Source organism: Rickettsia endosymbiont of Ixodes scapularis (assembly GCF_000160735.1).
Lineage (GTDB): Bacteria > Pseudomonadota > Alphaproteobacteria > Rickettsiales > Rickettsiaceae > Rickettsia > Rickettsia tamurae.
Map to the genome: position 1 here is coordinate 1,545,923 of NZ_CM000770.1, position 17,387 is coordinate 1,563,309.

Here is a 17,387-nt window from a genome sequence, read left to right on the forward strand (position 1 = left end):
ATATTTTTATAGAGCTTAAATGCTTCATTTAAAAAACTTTTCTGATTCTTTTGCTGATAACCACTGTGGTTGTTGTTCAATATTTGCCGCTGTTTTCCCCCAATAATTATCTTTAAGATTTTCTATCCAAGCTTTATCTCTTATTTTTTCAAAAGAAAGCTCATTATTTTTCTTATATTTTGAAAATATTCCTCCCACATCCGGAATAGGAGATAACATAGCTTGGTTATTATTAATTTTCTTATTAATAATATTAATATTAAAAGGTTCTCTGATTTTCATTTGTTCATTAAAATTAAATAGTTTAGTACAAATTATGTATTTATCTCTTAGTCATTATCTATTATAATAGACCAAACTATTATAATAATTTCTAAAATAATGACAAATACTAAATATTATCCTGAAGTTAGTTCGAATGCTGATTTTGCAGGCTTAGAGCGAGAGATACTAAAATTTTGGCAAGACAATAATATATTCCAAAAATCTATTGACGATAGGAATAGAGAGGCGGAATTTATTTTTTATGACGGTCCACCTTTTACAAACGGTTTGCCGCATTACGGTCACTTGCTTACCGGCTTTGTTAAAGACGTGTATGCTAGATACCAAACCGTAAAAGGTAAGAAAGTCGAGCGTCGCTTTGGCTGGGACTGCCACGGTCTACCTGCTGAAATGCAATCAGAGAAAGAACTTGGTATTTCAGGACGTCTTGCAATAACTAATTTCGGTATAGAGAAGTTTAATGCACATTGCAGAGCTTCGGTAATGAAATATGCTAGCGATTGGGAAGAATATGTAACTCGTCAAGCAAGATGGGTGGATTTTAAAAATTCTTATAAAACGATGGATAAGAATTTTATGGAATCCGTCCTTTGGGCGTTTAAAGAACTATATAATAAAGGGCTATTATACGAGTCAATGCGGGTAATGCCTTATTCTTGGGCATGCGAAACACCGCTTTCTAATTTTGAAACAAGGCTTGATAATTCTTATCGTGAGAGAGCAGATAAAGCAATAACGGTGAGTTTTGTACTATGTCATCCCGTGGCTACGACCACGGGATCTTTTAAAGAATACCGTATACTCGCTTGGACGACTACGCCTTGGACATTGCCGTCGAACCTAGCCATCACAGTCGGTAGTGATATAGATTATGCATTAGTCCCCAAAAATGGTGTTTGTTATATTATAGCTGCTTCTTCCGTCTCTAAATATGCTAAAGAATTAGGACTTAGCGGTGAGAAAAATTTTGAGATAATTAAAGGCTCAGAGCTTCAGGGATTAAGTTATAAGCCTTTATTCGACTATTTCGAGAATCATCCAAACAGCTTCAAGATATTTGCAGGTGATTTCGTGGTTGAGGGTGACGGCACGGGCGTTGTTCATATGGCTCCAGGCTTTGGTAAAGATGACCAAATACTTTGTGAATCAAAAGGGATCTCACTTGTTTGCCCTGTTGATAATAGCGGTAAGTTTACCAAAGAAATTCCTGATTTAGAGGGTTTGCAAGTATTTGACGCAAATGACAAAATAATTATCAAACTGAAAGAGCAAGGAAATTGGCTAAAAACCGAGCAGTATATTCATAATTATCCTCATTGCTGGCGAACAGATACACCTCTTATATATAAGGCTGTTCCGTCATGGTATGTAAAGGTTACACAGTTTAAAGATAGAATGGTAGAATTAAATCAGCAAATAAATTGGATTCCATATCACGTTAAGGATAATTTATTCGGTAAGTGGCTTAAAAATGCCCGTGATTGGTCAATAAGCCGTAATAGATTCTGGGGAACGCCGCTGCCTGTATGGAAATCAGACGATCCAAAATATCCACGCATAGATGTTTACGGCTCTATAGAGGAATTAGAGAAAGATTTCGGAGTTAAAGTTACTGATTTACATCGTCCGTTTATCGACGAACTTACTAGGGCCAATCCTGATGATCCAACCGGTAAATCAACAATGCGTAGAATCGAAGACGTGTTTGATTGCTGGTTTGAAAGCGGCTCAATGCCATATGGGCAAGCCCATTACCCTTTTGAAAATAAAGAATGGTTTGAGGATCATTTTCCGGCTGATTTTATAGTTGAGTATTCAGCTCAAACACGCGGATGGTTCTATACTTTAATTGTGCTATCTACCGCTTTATTTGATCGTCCACCATTTTTAAATTGTATATGCCACGGCGTAATTTTGGATGCTACAGGTCAAAAACTTTCAAAGCGTCTTAATAACTACGCCGATCCGCTGGAGCTATTTGATAAATACGGCTCAGATGCCTTAAGAGTTACGATGTTATCTTCAAACGTTGTTAAAGGTCAGGAGTTATTAATTGATAAAGATGGTAAGATGGTGTTTGATACGCTTCGTCTATTTATCAAACCTATATGGAATGCTTACCATTTCTTTACGATGTATGCTAATGCCGATTCACTTAAAGGCGAGCTTAATTTTGCTTCCGAAAACGTGCTTGATGTTTATATATTATCCAAGCTTAAAATAGCCGTACAAAAAATTGAAGAGAGCTTAGATAATTTCGATACGCAAACGGCTTATCATGCAGTTTCAGAATTTTTTGAAGTATTGAATAACTGGTATATAAGACGAAGTAGAGCTAGATTTTGGAAAAGTGAAAAAGATACAGATAAGCAAAATGCTTATAATGCTCTGTATTCATGCCTTGAAACTATGGCTATTGCGATGTCAGCACTAGTGCCTATAATTTCGGAGGCGATATATAAGGGATTACGTCATTGCGAGGACACTCTGTCATCCCGTGGCCCTAGTGGCTTGTCATCCCGTGGCTTGACCACGGGATCCAGTAAATCAATAAACAACAACACTACAAGTTGTTTTTTGGATCCCGTGGTCAAGCCACGGGATGACAMCCCAYYAGKGCCTCGCAATGACGAGATTAGTGTACATCTCTGCAACTACCCTACTCTCTCAGACTTTGAAATAAATCACGAGCTAGTTGCTACTATGGATAATGTGCTTGATATTTGCAGTAATAGCCTGTTTATCCGAAGCACTGAAAATATCAGAGTAAGGCAACCACTAGCTAGTATAACTATCATTAGTAAACATAATGATAACCTTAAAGATTTTGAAGATTTAATTAAAGATGAAATTAATGTTAAGGCGGTAATTTATCGTGACGATCTAGAGAATTACGCAAACAAAAAACTATCGATTAATTTCCCAATGCTTGGTAAACGTTTGCCGCATAAAATGAAAGAGATTATAGCCGCTTCTAAAAAAGGTGAGTGGGAAGCTATCGCAGACGGTTTAGCTATATGCGGTGAAACCTTAAACAGTGACGAATATAAGCTAGTTTTAGAGCCATATTCACATATTAAAGGAGCAGCAAGTTTTGAGAATAATAGTAGCTTGTTAATACTTGATTTAGAGCTAACACCTGAGTTAATAGAAGAAGGATACGCAAGAGACATTGTACGCTTCATACAACAGGCTCGAAAAGATGCCGATTTTTCTATAACTGACAGGATTTTAATTGAGATAATAAGCGAGTTTGATTTATCTAAGATAATTGATAATTATGGAGACTTTATTAAAGAACAAACTTTAGGCGAGTTTGCTAAAAATTTCACGCCTGATTATGTAAGTAAAGTAGAATTAGAGAACCATCAAATACAACTTAAAGTTAAGAGATCGTAAATTATTTTACTATCAATTAAGATATTGATAATTTACTTAGATTAATCTATAGTACACACGCTATAAATTAATTTAAGGTAAATTATGCATAAAAGCTTCTCTTTTAAAGCTCTAAGAGATTCTTTGAAAACTGAAAAACAAAAATGATAGTCTTTATGAAGCGGTTCCTTCAAGGTCGTTTAGATTTAGTTAAATAACGCGAGTTTCGTATTAATAGAGGAACTGAATAGCTGATAGTAACTGGGTTACGAGGATATTAGTAATATTGTTTTTGTTATAAAATGTACTTAAAACTGCATAGATTTTTAGTAAATTGTCTTTTTTGACTATAACTATTAAATTGTAAAACTTGTCACACCTCTTAYAAACCTTGAAAGGATAAGCATTATAGCATATTCATTAACCATAATTTAGGCATCTTAATACGAAACTCGCGTATATTAATTCGAAACTCGCGTTAAATATTTTATTGAAGAAAAAGGGTTTGATGTTAATACTACAATTGATGATCCTGTATACGGAAGTGCTATATTTAAGTATTGCTACTATGGAGGAGCATACTGATGTAATGGATTACCTCCTAACAAAAGGTGCTATCCCATCTCAAGGTGTTATATCCGCAATAATAAAAGTTAATGTCAAAATTTTAGAAAAGTTGTTTGAATATGGTGCAACAGCTCGTGGTGATTATTCAGAAGATCCTGTTGCTTTAGTAGTATGCGGTGCGATCGAAGCCTATGAACCCAATTATAATAAAGCCCCACCTAAAGAACAAGATCTGCTTAAGTATGTAGAAATGCTTAAATTTTTATTAGAGCATGATGGTAACCTAATGCTCTAATTTTAGAAAGAGGTATAGTAGTCCTTGTAGCATTAAATGCACTTATAGATAAGCCGGAAAATCCTATATATAAAGATATTTGCAAATTATTAATTAAGCATGAAGCTGATACTTCGAGATTTAAGCATAATAATGATAAGCATAAGAAAATATATAGCAAGAAAAGTTAAAAGCATAAATAATGTAAATGTTTCTGAGGCTAATATTGAAACTAAAACAGGTTCTAGATTAGGAGAAACTGCTAAATCAAAATTCTTTTCACTTGATGAAATTAATACACTTGGTGAAAGTCAAACTCCTTTAGGCGGTGATATAAAAAATATAAAAGATATATTTAATTCTGAGCTTGAATAATGTTATTCCTACGGAGACAGGAAAGTATTGTTGAGTAGATACCCAATTCGTCATTGCAAGGAAAAACTATAAGTTTTGACGAAGCAATCTCAGGAGTTTGTTATTATTTCATGAGATTGCCACGCAGCCTACGGCTGCTTGCAATGACGATTTGCTATCCATGCTGGAGTGATATCAACTACTTTATGCAAACTCCAATAATACCTGCCCTCTTACAACATTATCCTTTTCATTAACAAAAATTTTAGCTATTTTTCCGTCTCTTTCGGCTAAAATAAGATTTTCCATTTTCATAGCAGTTAAAATCATAATTTCTTGTCCTGCCGTCACTTCCTGCCCTTCTTTTACCTTTATTGCAGCAATCTGACCGCTTAGAGGAGCTTGTAGTTCGGAGCTTTCTTCCACCACTACTTTTGAGACCATCAACGCTTCAAGTTCTGATATACGAGGAGAGCGTACAAAGGCTTTTACGCTAATACCGGCATGCGATAATAAATAACCGGTTCTGATATTTTCAATTTTAACATTTGTCTTTTTACCGTTAATGATAGCCGTAAAAAGTTCATTACCTAAATTCCAGTTACTACGAATATATATTCTATCGCTTTCGTGACGTATATTATAGCCGTTTTCAACAGGTGTAATTAATACGGGGAATAGTTTATCATCGATAGTTACTACCCACCTTGTACCTATTTTGTTAGCCTGATTGTTAATATTGCCGGAAATTAAAGAAGCACGTCTTTGCTCCGATATATAAATAAAAATAGCCGTTGCTAAAAATACGGTAGTTACTTCTGAAGTTAGACTAGCCCCGGAAAAACCGTCAGGATATTCTTCTTGAATAAAGGCAGTAGAAATATCGCCGCTAACAAAGCGTGGATGTAGCATTACCGCTTCTAAGAAACTGATATTATGAGCAATACCGTTAATTATATAAGAACTCAAAGCAGAACGCATTACTTCAATTGCCTGCTCTCTTGTTTCACCGTAAGTACATAATTTCGCAATCATTGAGTCATAAAACATACTTACTTCACCGCCAAGCCCAATCCCTGTATCTATACGGATATTAGGACTCTTTGCAGGTTCGGAATAAGCTATAATTCTACCGCTAGAAGGTAAGAAACCTCGGCTTGGGTTTTCGGCACAAATTCGTGATTCAAATGCCCAACCTTTTAATTTTACATCATCTTGCATAAATGATAATTTCTCGCCGGCTGCGATTTTTATCATCTCTTCAACGATATCTATACCGGTAATTAGCTCAGTAACAGGATGCTCGACTTGCAACCTAGTATTCATCTCTAAAAAATAGAAATTTTTATTGCTATCTACTATAAACTCAACGGTACCAGCCGAATAATATCCCACTTTTTGAGATAAGGATATTACCTGCCGATACATTTCTTGCCTTATATCTTCAGTAATAAAAGAACTTGGTGCTTCTTCAATTACTTTTTGATGGTGACGCTGTATTGAACATTCCCGCTCTCCGAGACATACACTATTGCCGTATTGATCGGCAATTAGCTGAATTTCAATATGACGGGGAGTTTGAATTAACTTCTCAATAAATAATCTATCGTCACTAAAACTATTGGCTGCTTCAAGCTTTGCCGACTCAAAAGCATTTGCCATTTCAGTGGGATTATTCACTACTCTCATACCACGTCCACCGCCGCCGGCAGCCGCTTTTACTATTACCGGAAAACCAATCTCTTTAGCAATATCCACCGCTTGCTTAACATCGTTTATAGTTCCCATATAACCCGGAACGGTGCTAACTCCGGCTTCTATCGCTATCTTTTTTGCTTCAATTTTATCGCCCATTTTTTTAATAGTTCCGGCACTCGGTCCTATTAAAACAACACCTTCTCTTTTAAGAATATTAGCAAAATTTGGATTTTCCGATAAAAAACCGTAACCTGGATGTACTGCACTTGCTCCACTTTCACGAATCGCCGAAATAATATTTTTAATAGATAAATAACTTTCCGTTGCAGGGGAATCACCTATATAATAAGCCTCATCTGCATGCTGCACATACATTGAGTTTGTATCTGCTTCAGAATATACTGCAACCGACTTTATCCCAATCTTTTTTAAAGTACGTATTATCCTAACGGCGATCTCACTACGATTAGCAATTAAAATTTTATCAAATAATGGTTTATTCATAGTTTTTTGTTACAATTTTAGTTTTTGTCATTGCGAGAAAAATTACAAAGTAATTTGACGAAGCAATCTCAGGAGTTTGTTATTGTTTCATAAGATTGCCACGCAGCCTACGGCTGCTCGCAATGACGATTTGGTATCCACACAGGAATAACGGTTATAACGGCAAGTTATCATGTTTCTTCCAAGGCAGCTCTACTTTTTTAGTACGCAGGAAATTTAATGCCTTACATATTCGCCATCTAGTATTTTGCGGTCTTATAATATCATCTAAATATCCCCTAGATGCCGCAACAAAAGGCGATGTTACTACTTTCCTATATTCATCGATTTTTTGTTTTTTAGCTTCAGGGTTTTTACATTTTTCCTTAAATATTATCTCGGCTGCTCCCTCTGCCCCCATAACGGCGATTTCTGAATTAAACCAAGCATAGTTTATATCGCCTCTAAGATGCTTGGAGTTCATAACTATATAAGCACCTCCGTAAGCCTTACGGGTAATTACGGTAATCTTCGGCACTGTAGCTTCCGCATAAGCGTATAACAGCTTAGCCCCGTGCTTAATAATACCATCATGCTCTTGAGATGTACCAGGCAGAAATCCAGGTACATCAACAAGGCTTACTATAGGAATATTGAAAGCATCGCAAAATCTAATAAATCTTGCTGCTTTTCTCGAGGCATTTATATCTAAACATCCTGCTAAATACAAAGGCTGATTAGCCACAAATCCTACCGGATAACCTTCCATATAACCAAAACCAATAATGATATTCTTAGCAAAATCAGGTTGTAGTTCAAAAAATTCTCCCTCATCAACGATACGCTCAACAAGCTCTTTCATATCATAAGGCTTATTAGGAGTGTTAGGTATTAACGTGCTAAGAGACATATCGACTCTATCGGCAGGATCAACAGTCGAACGAACAGGGAGAGGACTACGATTGGATGACGGAAGGAAATTAAAGAACTTACGAATTTCGAGCAATGCTTCTATATCATTGTTGAATGCAAGATCGGCAACGCCGCTTTTAGTGGTATGCATCCTAGCACCGCCGAGCTTTTCTTGGCTTACTTCTTCACCTGTAACGGTTTTTACTACATCGGGACCGGTTACAAACATATAAGAGCTATTCTTAACCATAAATATAAAATCGGTTAAGGCAGGAGAATATACCGCACCACCGGCACAAGGTCCCATAATTAGGGTAATTTGCGGGATAACACCCGAAGCTAAAACATTACGCTGAAATAATTCACCGTATCCGGCAAGAGCATCAACCCCTTCTTGAATTCTTGCTCCCCCTGAATCGTTAATACCGATTACGGGAGCACCGGTTGCTATAGCTTGATCTATAATATCGCAGATTTTCTTAGCATGATATTCGCCTAGAGAGCCGCCGAGTACGGTAAAATCTTGGCTATAAATAAATACCAATCTACCGTTTATCGTACCATGTCCCGTTACAACACCGTCACCTAAAAACTTTTTATCCTGCATCCCCAAATTATCGCATCTATGGGATACAAACATACCTGTTTCGGTAAAGCTATTCGGATCTAATAATACTTCTATGCGTTCTCGTGCAGTTAACTTACCTTTTTGATGTTGTGCGTTGATCCTAGCTTCACCGCCCCCTTGCCTTGCAATATTTTTTCTCTCATCCAGTAACTCAGGAGAGATTATATTACTTTGATTCATAGATTATTTATAGTTTTATTTTCCAAAATATCCATAATATAATATAATAATGCTAATGTGAAAAGATAATTATTTATGTCATCTACCGAAGATACCAAAGAAAAACCTTCAACAGCCAAACCGGCAGCTAAATTTAATAACTTATCAACTGCTTTAAAAAAGAATTTACAAAGAAGAAAGAAAGTACAAAAAGAAAAGAATAATAAAGAAAAAATTGATACTAGGCTCTGTGAACATTTCTAATTGATTTGTTATTTTGAGGAGAATAAAATATGAATTTACATGAAGTAATAATTAAAATTAACGCGAGTTTCGAACTAAAGAACCCTCAGCTATAAGCTGAGGGGTTATAAAGTGGAATCGATTAGAAATCGATCATCATTCACAGGTTCACCTTCCTGTTCATCAATATAGCGCTGTATCATTTCATCAGTTATATTACCTGAACTGACCGCCATATAGCCCCTAGCCCACAAATGATTGCCCCAAAATTGTTTTCTTAAATGAGCAAATTCTTGCAATAAAATTCTTGAGCTACTACCTTTTAAATACTGTACTAACTTGCTAAGAGATATTTGTGATTTATATGAGATAAACATATGCACGTGATCACATGATATTTTCCCTGAAATTATATATACTTCATGTTCCATACAAATCTGCCTTAGTAAATCTCTAGCCCTTTCCGCTACTTTGCCTATCAATACTCTCTTCCTATATTTTGGTATCCATATAAGATGTACTTTTAAATCATACTGACTATGACTATTCTTTCTATAACTTCTCATGTTTCTTGATATAAATTCATTGCTAAAGCAATTTCATTATATCTTCCCTTCGCCTGAAGGCGAGGGATTTCTTATCCCCGAAGGGGGACATTAATATAGCATAGGATTTAGCATATCAAGAGAGATGTAATAGAAGGTTTATTATCAGACATTTGATAATTTATCAGTGCTGCAACCATATGCACAAAGGCATTTATAACTGATCTATGCCTTGAATGCTCAAACTTCCCCAATAGTTTAATTTTACTAAACACAGATTCTATTAATGCTTTTTTAAGCAATAATATTTTATCCAACATAGACATAAGTTTATTTTTCATATTTTTCTTTACCCTAGTTACCATAAAAATTCCTTGCTCTAAAAGTTGTAGAAATAATTGTTGCGAAATATAACCACGATCTCCGAATACTTTACCAAAAAGATTTTTGATTATCAGTTCCAGCTGTTTTCTATCATCCTTATTGCCAGGGCTAAAAGATGCTTTAACTATACCACCGGCTCTATTAATTATTAGATGTAGTTTAAGTCCATAGAACCAACCTTTTGTTGTCTTACTGCTTGCTGCTATGCCGGCGAACACTTTATTCATTGAAATACGGTATCTCTTACATACCTCTATACTACTTGAATCTACAAAAGAGAGTCCGTCACACTGATCCAAAATAGAATTGAATATTAGTACTAATAGTGGTAAATGTGGACCTATTATTTTTATAAATTGACTATAGCTTACTAATTGAAAATCTCTTTGATGATGAATTCATATTTGCTTCAGATAATAATTCTTAAAACAATCATAAGATGACTGCCAGTAGCCTATTATAATTGTTATTACCTCACTTCTGTTCAGTCGACTTTTAGGACCAGATTTGTTGTTATGGTTAGTAATTGAATTTGTATGCTTGTCTAATTCTTGAAAAAAATCATCGACGTAACAAAATATTTCTGTAAAATCCATTATCATAGGTTATTGCTCTTAAAGTTTTTTCAATAACCTATAAACTTTTTTCTAATACTATAAATACCATATTTTAATTAGCAATTTGTATTTTGTACTCACTTTATAACAAAAACAGTATTATTAAGATCCCCGTAACCCAGTTACTATCAGCTATTCAGCAACTTTTTGAATACGAAACTTGCGTTAAATTAGGAAAATTTTTTCTCTTTTTATTCCCAAACAAGATATAGAGGAATCTAATAATAATATTCCTGCTAATAGAGAAGCAATGCGCGATTATTATGAAGATTTAAATAATCCTCATTAAAAAGTATTTATCTATATGCAATTTGACATATTAATATAAATTGCTAATATTATTTGACAAAAACCTTAGGTTAGGGTAATAGTTAGGAACTATGACATAATTAAAGTAATATGACAAAATGGTAATTTATGCAAACTATGCGTACTAAACTTGGAGAAGGTGGCAGAATTGTTATTCCTGCATCATTCCGTCAGAATCTTCACCTACTACCAGGTGATGATATAGTATTACATATGAAAAAAAATATAATCTATATTACAACCCCAAATCAAGCTCTAGCTGAACTACAAGCAATGGTAAAAAATTACACTGATTCTACAGGAGAAAGAATCTCTCTTGTAGATGAATTAATAAAATCAAGACGTTTAGAAGCAAGTCATGAGTAATAGAGTAGTACTTGATACTTCAGCACTTTTAGCCTTACTACAAAATGAACCAGGTAGCACAATCGTTAAGCCTTTGATACAATTTTCTTGTATGTCTACAGTAAATATTCCAGTAAGTATTAACTTCATTGCAACGTATGAAAATTACTATGGATACAGCTTACACCTTAGTTACAGAAATAATACCGTCTATTATTCCATTTGATCTAGAGCAAGCCGCTCATACAGCCCAATTACAACCATACACCCAACCCAAAGGCTTATCACTCGGTGATCGAGCGTGTATTACTTTAGGTATCAAACTACAAGTTCCTATATATACCACAGATAAAATATGGGCAGAATTAAAATTAAATAATGCTGATATTAAATTGATTCGTTAATTATAAGTATTAAAATAGAGTATTATATAATATGGACACAAACAAATTATATCTTTTCAAAGATAGACGATTTTTACCAAATTTTATAGTGCAGTTATGCGGTTGTCTTAATGATAATATATTAAAAAATGCTCTAGTAATCCTTATAACTTACAGTATTACCGGTTCTTTAAGTAAATATAATAATCTACTTGTTTTAATTGCTAATGCTACTTTTGTACTACCTTTCATAATATTCGCAAGCATAGCAGGACAAATTGCCGATAAATACGAGCGTGCAAATCTTATTAAAATTATTAAGATTTGTGAAATCGGTATAATTGCCTTTGCAATTTATGGATTTCATCATAATAATCTGCTAATTCTGTTTTGTTCTATTTGCTTAATGGGTATACACTCTACTTTTTTCGGTCCAATCAAATATAGCGTATTACCTGATCACCTAAATAAAGACGAACTACTTGGAGCTAACGGCTTTGTTGAAGCCGGAACTTTTATCGGTATTTTTATCGGTACTATAATCGGCAGCTATTATACAATCAGCAATAATTTTATAATTTATTCCTTAATTACCATCGCTTTTCTTGGCTTTATTACAAGCCTTTTTTCCCCAAAATCTAAAAACGCAAATCGTGATATTAAAATAAATTTTAATATTATAGATGAAAGCATAAATATGATTAAATATACCAAAGCAAAGAAACAGATATATTTAGCTATACTTGGTATTTCATGGTTTTGGTTTATTGGAGCTGCTATAATTTCTCAAATACCTTTACTTACTAAGATAACTTTTAAAGCCGATGAGAATGTTGCTAATTTATTTTTAGCGGTTTTCTCGCTTGGTGTTGGGGTCGGTTCGTTTTTATGTAGCAAAATATTTGAAGATGAGATTACCGTTAAATATCTATTTATTTCAGCCCTAGGCATTAGTATTTTCGGTATTGATTTATTCTTTGCAAGTAGAATTAGCTCAGTTAACTACGAACCTACTCAGCTAAAAAGTATTTTAGTATTTTTATCGAAAAGACATAATTGGCGAATAGTTATAGATTTATTTTTCTTAGCAGCAATAGGCGGTTTATATATCGTTCCTCTTTTTGCGATATTACAGCATTACGCAAACCCTACTCATCGTAGTCGAATTATTGCCGTTAACAATCTTATCAATTCCATTTTCATGGTGGGATCAACTTTATTATTTTATCTAAATTTCACTATACCTTGGATTATATTATTTATTAGCCTAGCTAATATAATCGTTACTATACATATTTACCGTTTAATACCTGAAGTTAAAATTATTCCGTTTAAGCTATTGCGAAGAATATTCCAAATCTGTTTTGATCTTATGTATAAGGTTGAAGTTAAAGGATTTGAAAATTTTCAAAAAGCAGGTAAAAAAGTAGTAGTTGTCGCTAACCATATTTCATATCTCGATCCGCCGCTAATTGCTACTTACTTACGAGAAGAAATGACTTTTGCAATTAGTCCCGATATACAAAAAATATGGTGGATTAAACCGTTTTTACGTATGGCAAGAACTTTGCCTGTTGATCCAAGTAACCCAATGGCAATAAAGACTTTAGTAAAAGAAGTACAAAAGGATCAGAAAGTAGCAATTTTCCCTGAAGGTAGAATAAGCGTTACCGGCTCTTTAATGAAAATATACGAAGGACCGGGAATGATTGCCGATAAAGCCGGTGCTACCGTTTTACCGGTTAGAATAGACGGTACTCAATTTACTCATTTATCAAAATTAAAAAACATATTAAAAAGAAAAATATTTCCTAAAATTACTATAACCGTTTTACCGCCGGTAAAATTCGCTAATATGGATGCTGCAAGCAATCAAGAACGACGCAGTTATATATCTAGGACTCTTTATGATATCATGGCTGACATGATGTTTGAGAGTTCAGACTATAAAAATACTTTATTCTCATCTCTTATAGAAGCTGCTAAAATTCATGGATTTAAGAAAAAAATAGTTGATGATTTTGAAAATAATGCGGTTACTTATCGAGATTTAATATTAAAATCTTTTATCCTAGGTGATTTAATCAAAAAGAATAATATCTTTGGCAGAAATTTAGGCTTAATGTTGCCTAATAACACGAATACGTTAATTACTTTTTACGCTATGCAATCTAGCGGTTATGTTCCTGCTATAATTAACTGGAGCAGCGGCATAAGTACTATTATTAACTCCTGTAAACTTGCACAAATTAAAGTAGTTTACACTTCAAAACAATTTATCGAGAAAGCAAATTTACATGAATTAATAACTAACTTATTAGATTTCGGTATTAAAATAATATATTTAGAAGATTTTAAAAATCAGATTGGTACAGCTCTAAAACTAAAAGCAAAAATAGGAAGTTATTTTGCCCAAACTTATTACAATTATTTTTGTCGTAATCGTGATGACGAAAAACCGGCAGTGATAATTTTTACTTCGGGTACTGAAGGTGAACCTAAAGCCGTATTATTATCTCACAGAAATTTACAAACTAATAGATATCAAATAACTGCTAAAGTACCTTTTAGCCCTGAAGATATAGTATTTAACTCATTACCTTTATTTCATTGTTTTGGTCTTGGTGGTGCAATTATTACAACTTTAAACGGTATTAAGCTGTTTCTATATCCTTCTCCACTAAATTATCGCAGCATTCCTGAAGTTATATACGATATTGGAGCAACTATATTAATTTCTACCGATACTTTTTTAAACGGTTATGCTAATTACGCTCACCCATATGATTTTTACTCATTACGCTATATATTTGCCGGTAGCGAGAAATTAAAAGAATCTACAAGACAATTTTGGCTTAATAAGTACGGCATACGTATTTTTGAAGGGTATGGGATTACAGAAGCCGCACCTATTATAGCTTGCAATACCCCTATGTATAATAAAGCAGGCACGGTAGGAAGATTATTACCGAAAATTGATTATAAGCTTGAGAAAGTAGAGGGAATAAATGAAGGGGGACGTTTATTCATTAAGGGTCCTAACATCATGCTTGGTTACTTAGACTTAGAAAGCAACTATACTTATAAAGAATGGTATGACACCGGCGATATAGTCAAAATAGATTCTGAAGGATACATAACAATTTTAGGACGTTTAAAACGCTTTGCTAAAATAGCGGGAGAAATGATATCTCTTACAAAAATTGAAGAATTTGCAAGCGAAATTGATCCTGATTCCTTACACGCTGCTATTTCTATCCCCGACAAAACGCACGGAGAAAAGATTATTTTACTTACTACCGGTTCCAATATAAATAGAGAGAATTTTGCAGATGCCGTATCTAAAGCTCAAATTTCTTTATTACATTTACCGAAAGTAATTACTACCGATTCAGAAATACCTCTGCTTGCAAACGGCAAAATTGACTATCTTGAGATTATGAAAAACCAACAACGTCATCACATGGCTTGACCGGCATTGTTGCATGGCTCGAAAAACCTGTTCATTGTCATCCCGTGGCTTGACCACGGTATCCAGAAAAATAACTAAAAATATTAATATTATTAGTATTTTTAACTAGACCCCATGGACAAGCGAACTAGGTGACGGTGGTGAAACCGATTCACATAACAACACCGGCTTGACCACGGGGGTGACATTTATTTTTTCTTTTGACTATTAATAGCAGCATTCAAAGCTAATTTAAACCACTTGCCTAATAACTCTTGATCCTCCATAATTTCAGGTAACACCTTCCAATATGATAGAGTTACAAGTTTACCTTTACTTTGATATACAAATGGCTCAGAACCGAAAGATTGAAAATATTCATAAGTGCTTAGGTCTGACTTAAAATATAATTCATTGCTCTTAATAATTCCTATCATAACACCACCCTTATATATACCATATCCACCAAACATTGCACGAACGGCTACTGAACCATATGGTTCTAACAATTCTTTGACATATTCAGTAAATTCATTTTTGTTCATAATAATCGCTTTAAATACAACAAACCATAAATAAACGTACCTAATATAATAAACAATGGAGTTAAAGGTAAATCAAAGTAGAAAGAACTAAATGCGGCACAAAAATTAATAAATAAAGATATAAGAATTGATATTATAATCATCTGGGAGGGGCTATATGCTACAAACCGTGCAATCATTGCAGGAATAAGTAAAATAGCAGTTACCATAAGTACTCCGACAATCTTTATAGCAGAAAATACCGATAATGAGAGAAGAAGTAAAAATATTAGCTCAATAATATTAACCTTTAAGCCTTTTATGACTGCAATATCTCTATTGATAATGATAAGAAGAATTTGATTATAAAAATATACTATAAAGCCTATAATAGTTATTAGGACTACCCCTAGTATAATCAAATCATTAAAAGACACGGATAAAATATCCCCAAACAACAAATTCACTATATTATTCTGCAAAGAAGTAAAATAATTAATAACTAAAGCAACAGCTAGCATAAAGCTAGAAATCAAATTAATAACCGCGTTTTTTTCAGAATTATTTTTAAAAATAAACACAAAAAACGAAAAAAGAATTGCAACTATTATGCCTGAATATATTAATGGAAAATGTGCTATAATACTTATGCTAGCCGCTAAAAAACTACTATGAGCAAGCCCATCGCCGAAATAAATATATCTCTTCCATAGGGCAATACAGCCAAGGGGAGCAAATATGCAGCTAATTAAAATTAAGGCTAGTATTATTAAAGTCATCTGAGTATATTATATATGTTTGTTGTATGGCCTCTTGTCATCCCGTGGTCAAGCCACGGGATGACATTGGAAAGAATCATAGACTATGTCTTCAATCGATAAAAAAGAATTAGAAAAATTTGAGAAAATTTCTCACAATTGGTGGAATAAGGACGGGGAATTCGGTATCTTACACCGAATAAACCCTATTCGCCTTGAATATATAATAGAGAAAATAACTACACATTACAATAGACACCTTTCCAAACTCGCTTATAGAGAGGAATTTGTAGGAAACACGCAGCACAGCACCGCAGCGTACATAGAAGTACGTGAGGATGCGAGCAGCGGATTGACGCACAAATTACCTCTAGAAGTAGAGTTTGAGAAGATGTCTAACGATATTTCTAAATTAGAAATATTAGACGTCGGTTGCGGTGGAGGATTAATTGCAACGCCTTTAGCGGCTCAAGGTTTTAACGTTACAGCCATTGATGCATTGCAAAGTAACATTGAAACGGCAACTGCTTATGCTAAGGAAAACGACGTAAAAATAAATTATTTACAATCTACTATAGAAGAATTACAGAGTGACAAACTATATGATGTGGTAATTTGTCTTGAGGTTATTGAGCATGTAGAAAACGTGCAGCAATTCATACTGAATTTGGTGAAGCATATTAAGCCCAACGGTATGGCAATAATTTCTACGATTAACCGCACTAAAAAAGCTTATGTACTTGGAATAATAGTTGCTGAATATGTTTTAGGTTGGGTGCCTAAAAACACTCATGATTATAGCAAATTCCTAAAACCATCGGAAATTTACGAAATACTTACGGATACCGATGTTGAAATTAAAGAGCTAAAAGGCTTGGTATATGATCCGATTAAAAATGAATGGAAATTAAGCGATGATATAGATGTAAATTATTTTATGTGTTTGGGGAGAAAGAGTATATGTCATCCCGCGACTTGATCGCGGGATCCAGTTAAAAATACTAATAATATTAGTATTTTTAGTTGTTTTCTGGATACTGTGGTCAAGCCACGGTATGACACAGTTCTTAGTATATATTTAAAAAAGATA

General features: G+C 34.0%; 15 protein-coding genes. 8 read left to right on the plus strand and 7 right to left on the minus strand.

Annotated features, from left to right (window positions below; genetic code table 11):
- Positions 1–24 precede the first annotated feature (24 nt).
- Positions 25–282, minus strand: coding sequence for a hypothetical protein (locus tag REIS_RS15935; RefSeq protein ID WP_008580830.1), 258 nt, complete (start codon positions 280–282; stop codon positions 25–27).
- A 99-nt stretch (positions 283–381) separates the two neighbouring features.
- Between REIS_RS15935 and ileS the strand changes: the two genes are divergently transcribed.
- From ileS to REIS_RS11350, 3 genes are all read left to right on the plus strand, one after another.
- Positions 382–3,684 (plus strand): isoleucine--tRNA ligase, encoded by a 3,303-nt coding sequence (gene ileS, locus REIS_RS07785; protein WP_008580832.1) that lies wholly within the window; start codon positions 382–384, stop codon positions 3,682–3,684.
- Between the two features lie 547 nt (positions 3,685–4,231).
- A complete protein-coding gene (locus tag REIS_RS11345; RefSeq protein ID WP_160142980.1) occupies positions 4,232–4,525 on the plus strand; it encodes a hypothetical protein in 294 nt (97 codons plus the stop codon).
- Positions 4,526–4,624: 99 nt separating this feature from the next.
- Positions 4,625–4,879 (plus strand): hypothetical protein, encoded by a 255-nt coding sequence (locus REIS_RS11350; RefSeq protein WP_050755381.1) that lies wholly within the window; start codon positions 4,625–4,627, stop codon positions 4,877–4,879.
- A gap of 183 nt (positions 4,880–5,062) precedes the next feature.
- Here REIS_RS11350 and REIS_RS07795 read toward each other — a convergent pair whose 3' ends face one another.
- Both REIS_RS07795 and REIS_RS07800 read right to left on the minus strand, forming a co-directional pair.
- A complete protein-coding gene (locus REIS_RS07795; protein WP_008580838.1) occupies positions 5,063–7,060 on the minus strand; it encodes an acetyl/propionyl/methylcrotonyl-CoA carboxylase subunit alpha in 1,998 nt (665 codons plus the stop codon).
- 154 nt (positions 7,061–7,214) lie between these two features.
- Positions 7,215–8,759, minus strand: coding sequence for an acyl-CoA carboxylase subunit beta (locus tag REIS_RS07800; protein WP_008580840.1), 1,545 nt, complete (start codon positions 8,757–8,759; stop codon positions 7,215–7,217).
- A 75-nt stretch (positions 8,760–8,834) separates the two neighbouring features.
- Between REIS_RS07800 and REIS_RS14975 the strand changes: the two genes are divergently transcribed.
- Positions 8,835–9,002 carry a hypothetical protein gene (locus REIS_RS14975; protein WP_008580841.1) on the plus strand — a complete coding sequence of 56 codons (168 nt, stop codon included), beginning with the start codon at positions 8,835–8,837 and terminating at the stop codon, positions 9,000–9,002.
- 104 nt (positions 9,003–9,106) lie between these two features.
- On the opposite strand, the gene tnpA is transcribed toward REIS_RS14975, so the two are convergent.
- Together tnpA and REIS_RS11355 are read right to left on the minus strand one after the other, a co-directional pair.
- Positions 9,107–9,547 (minus strand): IS200/IS605 family transposase, encoded by a 441-nt coding sequence (gene tnpA, locus REIS_RS07805; RefSeq protein ID WP_008579324.1) that lies wholly within the window; start codon positions 9,545–9,547, stop codon positions 9,107–9,109.
- 107 nt (positions 9,548–9,654) lie between these two features.
- The gene (locus REIS_RS11355) at positions 9,655–10,308 is read right to left on the minus strand and encodes an IS982 family transposase (protein WP_083787758.1); all 654 of its coding nucleotides are present in this window, start codon (positions 10,306–10,308) and stop codon (positions 9,655–9,657) included.
- A gap of 645 nt (positions 10,309–10,953) precedes the next feature.
- On the opposite strand from REIS_RS11355, the gene REIS_RS07815 reads away from it, so the two are divergent.
- From REIS_RS07815 to REIS_RS07825, 3 genes are all read left to right on the plus strand, one after another.
- Positions 10,954–11,202, plus strand: a complete 249-nt coding sequence (locus REIS_RS07815) for an AbrB/MazE/SpoVT family DNA-binding domain-containing protein (protein WP_152540740.1) — start codon at positions 10,954–10,956, stop codon at positions 11,200–11,202.
- 149 nt (positions 11,203–11,351) lie between these two features.
- Complete coding sequence (locus tag REIS_RS11360) at positions 11,352–11,585, plus strand: hypothetical protein (RefSeq protein WP_160142981.1); 234 nt, start codon at positions 11,352–11,354, stop codon at positions 11,583–11,585.
- 31 nt (positions 11,586–11,616) lie between these two features.
- Positions 11,617–15,036: an acyl-[ACP]--phospholipid O-acyltransferase gene (locus tag REIS_RS07825; protein ID WP_008580845.1), complete on the plus strand. Its 3,420-nt coding sequence runs from the start codon at positions 11,617–11,619 to the stop codon at positions 15,034–15,036.
- 188 nt (positions 15,037–15,224) lie between these two features.
- Here REIS_RS07825 and REIS_RS07830 read toward each other — a convergent pair whose 3' ends face one another.
- Both REIS_RS07830 and REIS_RS07835 read right to left on the minus strand, forming a co-directional pair.
- The gene (locus REIS_RS07830; RefSeq protein WP_008580847.1) at positions 15,225–15,560 is read right to left on the minus strand and encodes a TfoX/Sxy family protein; all 336 of its coding nucleotides are present in this window, start codon (positions 15,558–15,560) and stop codon (positions 15,225–15,227) included.
- Positions 15,557–16,318, minus strand: coding sequence for a metal ABC transporter permease (locus tag REIS_RS07835; RefSeq protein WP_008580849.1), 762 nt, complete (start codon positions 16,316–16,318; stop codon positions 15,557–15,559). Before REIS_RS07835 ends, REIS_RS07830 begins: the two co-directional genes overlap by 4 nt.
- A gap of 85 nt (positions 16,319–16,403) precedes the next feature.
- Here REIS_RS07835 and ubiG point away from each other — a divergent pair, with 85 nt between their 5' ends.
- Entirely contained in the window at positions 16,404–17,276 is an 873-nt protein-coding gene (gene ubiG, locus REIS_RS07840; RefSeq protein WP_008580851.1) for a bifunctional 2-polyprenyl-6-hydroxyphenol methylase/3-demethylubiquinol 3-O-methyltransferase UbiG, read from the plus strand.
- The last annotated feature ends 111 nt before the right edge of the window (positions 17,277–17,387 follow it).

What these genes read in the sequence shown, in the direction of transcription:
- REIS_RS15935 (WP_008580830.1), bottom strand. Translation starts at nt 282, where the DNA reads ATGAAAATCAGAGAACCTTTTAATATTAATATTATTAATAAGAAAATT.
- REIS_RS11345 (WP_160142980.1), top strand. Translation starts at nt 4,232, where the DNA reads ATGGAGGAGCATACTGATGTAATGGATTACCTCCTAACAAAAGGTGCT.
- REIS_RS11350 (WP_050755381.1), top strand. Translation starts at nt 4,625, where the DNA reads ATGAAGCTGATACTTCGAGATTTAAGCATAATAATGATAAGCATAAGA.
- REIS_RS07795 (WP_008580838.1), bottom strand. Translation starts at nt 7,060, where the DNA reads ATGAATAAACCATTATTTGATAAAATTTTAATTGCTAATCGTAGTGAG.
- REIS_RS07800 (WP_008580840.1), bottom strand. Translation starts at nt 8,759, where the DNA reads ATGAATCAAAGTAATATAATCTCTCCTGAGTTACTGGATGAGAGAAAA.
- REIS_RS14975 (WP_008580841.1), top strand. Translation starts at nt 8,835, where the DNA reads ATGTCATCTACCGAAGATACCAAAGAAAAACCTTCAACAGCCAAACCG.
- tnpA (WP_008579324.1), bottom strand. Translation starts at nt 9,547, where the DNA reads ATGAGAAGTTATAGAAAGAATAGTCATAGTCAGTATGATTTAAAAGTA.
- REIS_RS07815 (WP_152540740.1), top strand. Translation starts at nt 10,954, where the DNA reads ATGCGTACTAAACTTGGAGAAGGTGGCAGAATTGTTATTCCTGCATCA.
- REIS_RS11360 (WP_160142981.1), top strand. Translation starts at nt 11,352, where the DNA reads ATGGATACAGCTTACACCTTAGTTACAGAAATAATACCGTCTATTATT.
- REIS_RS07825 (WP_008580845.1), top strand. Translation starts at nt 11,617, where the DNA reads ATGGACACAAACAAATTATATCTTTTCAAAGATAGACGATTTTTACCA.
- REIS_RS07830 (WP_008580847.1), bottom strand. Translation starts at nt 15,560, where the DNA reads ATGAACAAAAATGAATTTACTGAATATGTCAAAGAATTGTTAGAACCA.
- REIS_RS07835 (WP_008580849.1), bottom strand. Translation starts at nt 16,318, where the DNA reads ATGACTTTAATAATACTAGCCTTAATTTTAATTAGCTGCATATTTGCT.
- ubiG (WP_008580851.1), top strand. Translation starts at nt 16,404, where the DNA reads ATGTCTTCAATCGATAAAAAAGAATTAGAAAAATTTGAGAAAATTTCT.